A 10,574-nucleotide genomic window follows, 5' to 3' on the forward strand; every position below is an offset into this window, starting at 1 on the left:
CGCGATGCGGCCGGAGGCGACGCTCGGCGTGCTGCCGGTCAGCAGGTGGCCTTCCAGCTCCGGGGGCGCCTCGTGCATGCGAGGGCCGTAGTCCTGGGCGGTGGCGCCGACGAATACGCCGGTCCGGCTGCCCCGGAGCGAGTCCGGATCGACGCCCAGGCGCTCGACTGCCTCCCACGCGGTTTCCAGGAGCAGCCGCTGCTGGGGGTCCATGGCCAGGGCTTCGCGCGGCGAGATACCGAAGAAGGCGGCGTCGAAGTCGCCGGCACCGTCGAGGAACGCGCCGGCAGGCCGCAGCGTTCCGTTCGGGTTGCGGGTGGAGTCGCGGTAGATGTCCTCGGCGTTCCAGCCCCGGTCGGTGGGGAAGCCGGTGACGGCGTCGCCACCGTCGAGCAGGAACTGCCACAGCTGTTCGGGGGTGGCGATCCCGGCGGCGTAGCGGCAGCTCATCGCGACGATCGCGATCGGATCGGCGGGATCGGCGGTCGCGGCCGGCGTGACGGGAGGAAGGGCGGGGTCGGCGCCGTCCTCCAGCCGGTCCTGGAGGTGTGAGGCGAGCCGGGTCGGCGTCGGGTGGTCGAACAGCAGCGAGTCCGGCAGCGGCAGGGTGAGCGCCGTGGCGAGCCGGTCCCGCAGCTCGACGGAACCGAGCGAGTCGAATCCGAGGTCGTGGAAGGTCTGCCGGGCGTCGACGTCGTCGGGACCCTTGTGGCCGAGCACAGCGGCGATGTGTTCCTGGATCAGCCGCAGTACGGCGCGGGTCCCCGCGCGGGCTCCGGGGCGCTCCGGAATCGACGTCGGCTTCTGCGCCTGTGGGCCGGGGGCCTGCGCGGCCTCGCCGGTCGGCTCCGCCGCGGCGGGCAGCGGGCGGGCGGGGAGGTCGCCGAGCCAGTACCGGCTCCGCTGGAACGCGTAGGTGGGCAGGGCTACCTGGCGGGGCCGGTGAGCGGCCAGCAGCGCCGTCCAGTCCAGGCCCACGCCCGCCGCGTGCATGCGTCCGAGCGCGCCGATCAGCGTCTCGGCCTCGTCACGGCCCTTGCGTAGTGCCGCTGTCAGCACGGGGCCGTCGGTGCGGCAGGTACCCGCCATGGCAGCGAGCACGCCGTCGGGGCCGAGTTCGAGGTAGCGGGTGACCTCCAGTGCTGCGGTGGCGGCGACACCGTCGGCGAAGCGGACGGTGTCCCGGACCTGCCGCAGCCAGTACTCGGGCTCCTGCATCAGCCCGGGTTCGGCGATCGCTCCGGTGAGGTTCGACACGACCGGGATGCGTGCCTGCCGGAACGTCAGTCCGGCGAGCACCACGCCGAACTCCACCAGCATCGGCTCCATCAGGGCCGAGTGGAAGGCGTGCGACACCGGCAGGACGGTGGACTTCCAGCCCCGCGCCGCGCACTCGGCGGCGTAGTGGCCGATCGCCTCGGCGTCACCGGACAGCACGACGGAGCGCGGGCCGTTCACCGCCGCGACGTCGAGGCCGGAGTCCGTGACGTCGGCCTCGGCGGCCTGCACGGCCAGCATGCCGCCGCCGGCGGGCAGTGCCTGCATGAGCCGGCCACGCTCGGCCACCAGCACGCAGGCGTCGTCGAGCGACAGGATGCCGGAGACATGTGCCGCGACGATCTCGCCGAGCGAGTGACCCAGCAGCACGTCCGGGGTGACGCCCCACGACTCGACGAGCCGGTACAGGGCGACCTCGACGGCGAACAAGCCCGCCTGGGCCCACATCGTCCGGTCCAGGTCGACGCCGTCGGTCAGGACCTCGCGCAGGGGCCGCCCCAGCCGCGGGTCGAAGTGCTCGCACACTGCGTCGAAGGCTTCCGCGAACACCGGGAACGCCTCGTGGAGCCCCATCCCCATGCCGGGGCGCTGCGCCCCCTGACCGGTGAACAGCACGGCCAGCCCACCGGGTTCGGCGGTGCCGGTCACGATGCCCGGGTCCTGGCGGGCGTGGGCGAGGCTGTCGAGCCGGCCGAGCAGTTCCTGCCGGTCCCGGCCGACCACGACCGCCCGGTGGCCGAACGCCGACCGGGTCGTGGCCAGCGAGAACCCGACGTCGGCGGGGTGCAGGTCGGGGCGGGCCGCGAGGTGCTCCGACAGCCGGCGTGCCTGGTCGCGCAGGGCTTCGCCGGTCCGTGCGGACAGCGGCCAGGCCACGGGGGCGTCCGGGTCTGCGGGCTGTCCGGAGTCGCCCGGCCGGGGCTGCTCCCATCCGGTGAGCACCATGTGGCAGTTGGTGCCGCCCATACCGAAGGAGCTCACGCCGGCGATACGTGTCTGCTCGTCGGCGGGCCAGGTCGAAAGTTCGGTCTGGACGGTCAGGCCGAGGTCGTCGAGGGGGATCGCGGGGTTCGCGGTGACGAAGTTGAGGCTGGGCGCGATCTCGTTGTTGCGCAGGGACAGCGCGACCTTCAGCAGTCCGACGGCACCGGCGGCGCCCTCCAGGTGCCCGACGTTGGTCTTGGCCGATCCCACCCGCAGGCGGCTGCCCGTCGGCCGTCCCCCGCCCAGCACGGTCCCGAGGGCGCGCGCCTCGACGGGATCGCCGGCCGGCGTTCCGGTGCCGTGCAGTTCCACGTACTGGACCTGCTCGGGACCGACGCCCGCCGCCCGGTACGCGCCGCGCAGGACCTCGGCCTGGGCGTCGGCGTCGGGCACGGTCAGGCCGCTGCCGCCGCCGTCGTTGTTGACGGCGCCGCCGCGGATGACGCAGTAGATCTCGTCACCGTCGGCAACGGCCTGCGACAGGGTCTTCAGAGCGAAGACGACTCCGCCCTCGCCGCGCACGTACCCGTTGGCGCGGGCGTCGAAGGTGTGGCAGCGGCCGTCGGGTGACAGTGCGCCGAAGGCCGCCGCGGCCACGGCGCTCTCGGCGGCGATGTTGAGGTGCACGCCGCCGGCGAGCGCGAGTGTCGACTCGCCGCGGCGCAGACTCTCGCAGGCCACGTGCACGGCCACCAGCGAAGAGGCCTGTCCTGCGTCGACGGTCATGCTCGGGCCGCGCAGGCCGACGGCGTACGAGACCCGGTTCGCGATGATGCCGCGCTGCACACCGGTCAGCGAGTGACGGCCGACGGCGGCGAGGCCGGCGCGGTGGCTCAGAGTGGCGTAGTCGTTGCCCATGACGCCGACGAAGACGCCGGTCCGGTCGCCGGTCAGCCGCTGGGGGACGATGCGCGCGTCCTCCAGGGCCTCCCAGCTCAGTTCGAGCATCAGCCGTTGCTGCGGGTCCATCGCCGCGGCCTCGCGCGGCGAGATTCCGAAGAACCGTGGGTCGAATTCGTCGACTCGGTCCAGGAATCCGCCGCGGCGCACCGCACGGTCCGCATTCGGGTCGTCGTCGGTGAAGTCCCAGCGGTGTTCCGGAATTTCGCCGACCGCGTCCACGCCGTTCCGCAGGAGTTGCCAGAATGCGTCCGGGGTGGGGGCGCCGGGAAGCCGGCAGGCCAGCCCGACCACGGCCACCGCTTCCTGCGTTTCGGCAGAGATTTCAGGCATGGAAACTCCAACTACCTCTGAATGCGCCATGGATACCGCTGCCGTGAACCGGGTCGGCACCCGACCCTAACCACGCCCTGTCGGAGCACCAACCCCTATTGGGAGTCTGACCAGCCCCTACGTGTCTGGCGTGAACTTCCGGAAAGGCTCGCCGCCGAGCCCGGCGCGCCTTTCCTGGCGGGGGCCGTCCGGCCGGCTGCCGTGGGTGGTGACCGCCGGGTGCGCGACAGGAAGATCACTGTTCGCGGCCGGAGTTCTAGGGGTACTCGGTAGGGGCGTCGTGCCGGGTAGGGTCCTCCAGCGGCGCCCAAGGCGCCACGGTCCGCGTGCTGCCGGGAACATCCGGAACCCTTCCGCCTGTTCACCTCTCCTCGCCGCCGCACCCTGCCGGACCGAGCCCGACGGGGCCCGGTCCCGGTGTCATCAGGAAGGAACGGGAAGTGACGGAGCAGAACGCCGACGATCCGGGATCCGCCCCAGGCAGCGAGCCGCCCGCACTGCGGCTGATCGGCCTGCACAAGGAGTTCGGTGACAACGTCGCCGTCCGGCGCGTCGATCTGACCATCCCTCAGGGTTCCTTCTTCGGCCTCGTCGGGCCCAACGGCGCCGGCAAGACCACGGCCCTTTCCATGGCCGTCGGTCTGCTGCGCCCGGACGGCGGCCGCTGCGAGGTCTTCGGCGTCGACGTCTGGTCCGACCCTGTCGGGGCCAAGTCCCTGCTGGGTGTGCTGCCCGACGGCCTGTCGATGCCCGAGCGGCTCACCGGCCGTGAAGTCCTGACGTACATCGGCCAGTTGCGCGGCATCGAGCCGGCCGAACTCACCGGGCGGGTCGACGAGCTGCTGGAGGTCATGCAACTCACCGAGGCCGAACGCACCCTCGTCGTCGACTACTCGACCGGAATGCGCAAGAAGATCGGGCTCGCCACGGCGCTGCTGCACCGGCCGCGACTGCTGGTACTGGACGAGCCGTTCGAGGCGGTCGACCCGGTCTCGGCCGTCGCGCTCAAGACGATTCTGCAGCGCTTCGTCGCGTCCGGCGGGTCGGCCGTCCTGTCCAGCCATGTCATGCCCTTGGTCGAGCAGCTCTGCGACACGGTCGCGGTCATGGCCGGCGGCGACGTCGTGGCCGCCGGGCCGCTGGACGAGGTGCGCGGCGACAGCACGCTCGAGGAGGCATTCGTCCGCCTGGTCGGGGCCGACGCGCATACGGGAGAGGGTCTGTCGTGGCTGGCGTCCTGATACGGATGAAGCTGCGGATCATCCGCAACTCCATGACCGGCGGCAAGGCCGTCTGGATGGTCATCGGCGCCATCCTGGGCCTGGCGTTCGCCACTGCCACCGTCGCCCTGGCATTCGTGCGGCTCGACACGCCGGGTCTGGTCGCCGACCTGCTCGCCACGACGTACCTGATCTGGGCGCTCGGCTGGATGGTCGGTCCCCTGTGGGGCGGCTCTGCGGTTCTCCGCAGCGATCACTTCGCCCTGCTGCCGCTCCCCCGCCGCCGACTCGCCCTGGGACTGCTCGCGGCCGGGCTCGTCGGCATCACCACCGTGGTGACCGCACTGGCGTTCCTCGGCCTCGTCGTCCACGGCATCCGTACCGGCGTGGGGCCGGCCCTGGTGTCCGTCCCGGCCGCCGCCGCACAGCTGGCGTTCGTGGTCCTGCTCTCGAGGGTCACCCACGCCCTGTTCGGCGCCGTCGCCGGTTCCCGGTTCGGCGCCGCCGTCACCGGTCTGCTGTTCGCGGCGATGCTGGTGCTCACCCAGTCCGGCTGGATGCTCATCGTGGCCGTCGTCTCCTCCCGGGTGACCGAGACCGGCTTCTCCACCTTCGTCTCGGCCGCGATCCGTGCCGTCCCGTCCGGGTGGGGCGTGGTCGCCGTCGACGCCGCCGGCCGCGGGCACTGGTGGCAGTCGCTCGGCACCCTGGCCGGACTCCTCGCCCTGTGCGCGCTGCTGCTGGCCGCCTGGGGCCGTGCCCTCGGCCGCGCCCGTCACGGCCGTTCGGTCGTCCGCGGGAGCGCCCGCCGGGCGGCGCCAGGGCGAGGCGCACTTTCCGGCGCGACCGGAGCAGTGCTCCGGAAGGAACTCAGGACGTGGCTGCGGGACCCGCAACGCGTCACCATGGCGGTCACGCCTGTCGCCTGGGCCCTGGGGACGGCGCTGCTGCCGCTCACCTTCCACACCGGGGCGCTGCTGCCCTGGGCGGGCCCGGCCCTGCCGGTGATGCTCGTCGCGACCGCCTACAACCTGTACAGCCAGGACGGTACGGGCCTGTGGCTCACCCTCACCACGGGAAGCCAGCGCGCCGACGTCCGCGGCCGACAATGGGCGTGCCTGCTGCTGTTCGGCCCCCTGACCGTCGTCGTCACAGTCGTGTTCACCGCCTTGAGCGGGTACTCCTGGGCCTGGCCCTGGGTCGCCGCGCTCGTCCCGGCCCTGCTCGGCGGGGGTATCGGCATGATGGCGTACGCCTCGGTCACGGCCCTCGTGCCCGGCCCCGACGCCCACAGGCGCCCGGACAGCCCGCTCGACCGGGCCGACACGACCGGGCCGTCCAACATGCTGTTCTTCGCCGCCCTCCTCCCCGCCCTGCCGGCGGCCGGGCTCGTCACCCTCGGCACCGTCCTCGACAACGCCGTCGTCAGCTGGCTCGGCGTCCCGGTCGGTGTGGCCACCGGTGTCCTGCTCGCCCGATGGCTGGGCCGGGTCGCCGCCGACCGGCTCACCACGAACGGCCCCGAACTGCTCGTCCTCATGCGGACCGGGCGCGCCGGAACGCCGGGTGCGGCAACGGCGGGCGCGGCAGCGTCGAGCGCAGGGACGCGGGCCAAGCCGCAGCTGACCAAGCGCCAGGAAGTGACCGCAGTCCTGTCCTGGGTGTTCGGCGGCCTGGCGCTCTTCCCGCAGGGTCTGGTGCCCCTGCTCTTCCTGATCTTCGACGTTCAGGTGAAGGTCTGGTTCCTGGCTCTCTACACGCCCCACCCCTGGTCCTGGGCGGTCGCGTCGGTGATGATCGTGATCGGCCTCGCGCTGTTCACTCAGGCCGTCCGGCTTTCCTCCGGCCGCGTCGGCGGCGGGCCGGCGGCCCCGGAAACCGGTGAAGAAGCCTCAGGCCCTTCCGACAGCCTTCGCGAAGAATACGAATCCGCCTGACCCGCCCCGATCACCCGTCATTCCACCATACCGATTCCGTCATTCTGCCATTCCGTCATCCCCTCATTCCGCCCCCCGCCTCCCCGCCATTCCGCCATTCCCCGAGAATTCATTTCCCGAGGACGATCAGGGGTCGGTTAGGGGTTGCCCCATCAGCACATTGACCTCCTAATCTGATTCCGGTCTCCGTTCTCCGCAGCTCTTTGCTGCTGGGTCGCAGAGGGCTGTTGGGTTCTGGCTTGACATTTCTACCCACTGCCCCGGAAGTAAGGTGGATTCGGGTGGAGAATGAAGAGAAGTACGTCGAGTACCTGAAGCGCGTGATGGCTGATCTCCGCCACACACGCGGCCGCCTGCAGGCGGCGCAGGACCGGGAGAACGAGCCGATCGCCATTATCGCGATGGGCTGCCGGTTTCCCGGGGACGTGCGCTCTCCCTCCGACCTGTGGCGTCTGGTCACCACCGGCGGAGACGGCATCACCCCGGTCCCCTCCGACCGCGGCTGGTCCTCCCTCCTGCCGCCGGACGTGGCGGCGATGGGCGGCTTCGTCCGCGACGCCACCGGCTTCGACCCCGGCCTGTTCGGCATTTCGCCGCGCGAGGCCGTCGCCATGGACCCCCAGCAGCGTCTCCTGCTGGAAACTGCCTGGGAGACGTTCGAGACGGCCGGAGTGAACCCACACTCTCTCCGGGGACACGGTGTCGGAGTCTTCGCCGGGGCGGCCACCTCCGGCTACGGCGACGGGCCGATGTCCGATGACGGAGAGGCGTTCCGCGGTACGGGCAACGCGACCAGCGTCGCGTCCGGCCGCGTCTCCTACGCCTTCGGCCTCGAAGGCCCCGCCGTCACCATCGACACGGCCTGCTCCTCCTCGCTGGTCGCCCTCCACCTGGCCGGCCTCGCCCTGCGGGCAGGCGACTGCGACATGGCGCTGGCCGGCGGCGTCACCGTCATGGTCGGCCCCGGCATGTTCGTCGAGTTCGACCGGCAGGAGGGGCTGGCGGCCGACGGGCGCTGCAAGGCGTTCGGCCAGGCCGCGGACGGTACGGGCTGGGGCGAGGGCGTCGGCCTGCTGCTGCTCGAGCGACTGTCGGACGCACAGCGCAACGGCCACAAGATCCTCGCGGTGGTACGGGGCAGCGCGATCAACCAGGACGGCGCGTCCAACGGCCTGACCGCGCCGAACGGCCCGTCCCAGCAGAGGGTGATCCGGCAGGCGCTGGCCAACGCACGGCTGACCGGTGCCGACGTCGATGCAGTGGAGGCCCATGGGACCGGTACCCGTCTGGGTGACCCGATCGAGGCGCAGGCACTGTTGGCGACCTACGGCCAGGAACGCGGTGAGGGCGGCCACCCGCTGTGGCTGGGTTCGGTGAAGTCGAACATCGGTCACACCCAGTCGGCGGCGGGCGTCGCGGGTGTGATCAAGATGGTCTTGGCCATGCAGAACGGGGTGCTGCCCGCCACGCTGCACGCGGACGAGCCGTCGCAGCACGTGGACTGGTCCGCCGGCGCGGTGGAACTGCTCACCGAGTCGCGCCCGTGGCCCGTGACGGACCGTCCGCGGCGTGCGGGTATCTCGTCGTTCGGGATCAGCGGCACGAACGCACACGTGATTCTGGAGCAGGCTCCGGAGTCCGAGCCGACTGAGGACTCCGGGCGGACTCCCGAGCCGGGAGTGTCGGCGTGGACGGTGTCGGCGCGGTCCGAGACCGCGCTCCGGGCGCAGATCGAGCGGCTCGGGACGTACGTCGCGGATGCTCCGGAGCTGGACCCGGTGGATGTGGGGTGGTCGCTGGCGACGTCGCGGGCGGCGCTGGAGCATCGCGCGGTCGTGGTGGGTCAGGGGCGGGACGAGTTGCTGGCCGCCCTGCACACGGCCACGTCGGCCGCCGGGGCTGCATCCGCCCCAGCAGTTTCTGGCGGCGTGGTGTTCGTGTTCCCGGGCCAGGGCTCGCAGTGGGTGGGCATGGCGCGGGAGTTGTGGGATTCCTCGCCGGAATTCCGTGAGCGGCTGACGGAGTGCGAGACCGCGCTGTCTCCGTATGTCGACTGGTCGCTGAGTGAAGTCCTGTTGGAGGAAGCCGACTTGGACCGGGTGGACGTGGTCCAGCCGGTGCTGTGGGGGGTGCTGGTCGCCCTGGCGGAGGTGTGGCGGTCGGCCGGTGTGGTGCCGTCCGTGGTGGTGGGTCATTCCCAGGGTGAGATCGCCGCTGCGTGTGTGGCGGGCTGGCTGTCGCTGGACGACGGCGCACGGGTGGTGGCGTTGCGGTCGAAGGCGCTGGTCGCTGTGGCCGGTGACGGGGGCATGGTGTCCGTCGCCGCCGGGCGGGATGCGGTCGAGGGCCTGGTGTCGGAATGGGCGGGACGGCTGTCGGTGGCGGCGGTGAACGGCCCGTCCTCCACCGTGGTCTCCGGCGATGACGAAGCCCTGGACGCGTTCATGGCGGAGTGCGAGGGGCGTGGGATCCGCACGCGTCGGATCCCGGTGGACTACGCATCTCATTCGCCGCAGATGAAGGAACTGCGGGAGCGGATCCTTGCGGATCTGACCGGGCTGTCCCCGGCTACCGGCACCATTCCGATGATCTCCACCCTGACCGGCAATGCGGTCGAGGGCGGTCTGGATGCCGGGTACTGGTTCGACAACCTGTGTTCCACGGTGGAGTTCGAGACTACGATCCGGTCCCTGTTGGGACAGGGGATGCGCACGTTCATCGAGGTCAGCGCGCACCCCGTACTCACGATGGGGATCGAGGAGACCATCGACGCGACCGGCGCCGAAGCCACGGCGCTGGGCACGCTGAGGCGTGGTGAGGGCGGGATGCGGCGCGTCCTGGCCTCCTTCGGCGAGGCGTGGACGGCCGGCGTCGACGTGGACTGGTCTGCGGTGCTCACCGGCCGCCAAGTCCCGCTTCCTACTTATGCGTTCCAGCATGAGCGGTACTGGCTGGATGCGCCGTCGTTGCCGGTTGCGGGTGCTGCTGGTGGGGTGGATCCGGTCGAGTCCCGGTTCTGGGATGCGGTGGAGCGCGGTGATCTCGACGAGCTCGCGGGCACGCTGCAGTTGTCGGAAGCTCCGCAGTTGTTGGGTTCGGTGGTTCCGGCGCTGGCGTCGTGGCGCCGGGAGCGACTGCAGCGGTCCGTCATCGACACGTGGCGCTACCGGGTGGTGTGGAAGCCCTTGGAGACTGCGCCTGTCACCACGATGTCGGGCACCTGGTTGGTGGTGGGGCCTGAAGACGGTGATGTGGTAGGGGCGTTGACCGCTGCGGGTGGCGAGGTGGTGGGCCTGGCGGTGGACGCGGTGTCGGACCGTGCCGCTCTGGCCGGTCGGATCGCCGGGGTCGGGGATGTGCGTGGTGTGGTGCTGGTTGCCGGGCTGGCTTCGGCGGGCCGGGTTGCTGGTGGTGGTGTGGTCGCGGATGAGCTCACTGGTCTGACGGTGTTGTTGCAGGCGTTGGGTGATGCCGGGGTCGATGCGCCGTTGTGGGTGGTGACGCGGGGTGCGGTCGCTGTGGGCGCCTCGGACCGGGTGGTTGATCCGGTGCAGGCTGCGGTGTGGGGTCTGGGCCGGGTCGCGGCTCTGGAGTTCCCGCAGCGCTGGGGCGGCATGATCGACCTGCCCGAAACCCTGGACGTGCGGGCGGGCACCCGACTGGTGGGCGTCCTTGCCGCTGAGGGTGGTGAGGACCAGGTCGCGGTCCGCGGCTCCGGGGTCTACGGACGCCGCATGGCACGTGCGGTGCCGACGGCTGTGGCGGATGAGGGATGGCAGCCCTCGGGGACGGTCCTGGTCACCGGGGGCACCGGTGCTCTGGGTGTGGAGGTGGCGCGCTGGCTGGCCGGCCGGGGCGTGCCACATCTGATCCTGACCAGCCGTGGGGGCGTCGCTCCGGAGGGTCTGGTCGAAGAACTGTC

Annotated in this window: 4 protein-coding genes (1 of these 4 only partly in view); 3 read left to right on the forward strand and 1 reads right to left on the reverse strand. The window is 71.6% G+C overall.

Annotated elements, in window-relative coordinates; all coding sequences use genetic code 11:
- On the reverse strand, nucleotides 1–3,495 hold part of the coding region annotated (locus ACFW9O_RS36450) for a type I polyketide synthase (RefSeq protein ID WP_384615449.1) (this coding region is incomplete at its 3' end). Its footprint begins 23,507 nt before the window's first position; 3,495 of 27,002 annotated nt are visible.
- Between the two features lie 440 nt (nucleotides 3,496–3,935).
- Between ACFW9O_RS36450 and ACFW9O_RS36455 the strand changes: the two genes are divergently transcribed.
- The 3 genes from ACFW9O_RS36455 to ACFW9O_RS36465 form a co-directional block, all read left to right on the forward strand.
- Complete coding sequence (locus ACFW9O_RS36455; protein WP_351174608.1) at nucleotides 3,936–4,736, forward strand: ABC transporter ATP-binding protein; 801 nt, start codon at nucleotides 3,936–3,938, stop codon at nucleotides 4,734–4,736.
- Complete coding sequence (locus ACFW9O_RS36460) at nucleotides 4,721–6,652, forward strand: hypothetical protein (RefSeq protein WP_384615452.1); 1,932 nt, start codon at nucleotides 4,721–4,723, stop codon at nucleotides 6,650–6,652. Before ACFW9O_RS36455 ends, ACFW9O_RS36460 begins: the two co-directional genes overlap by 16 nt.
- Before the next feature lie 281 nt (nucleotides 6,653–6,933).
- A partial coding sequence (locus ACFW9O_RS36465) for a type I polyketide synthase (protein ID WP_384615454.1) occupies nucleotides 6,934–10,574 on the forward strand: 3,641 nt, incomplete at its 3' end.

The sequence above is a fragment of the Streptomyces sp. NPDC059499 genome (assembly GCF_042749285.1).
In the GTDB taxonomy this organism is placed as follows: Bacteria; Actinomycetota; Actinomycetes; order Streptomycetales; family Streptomycetaceae; genus Streptomyces.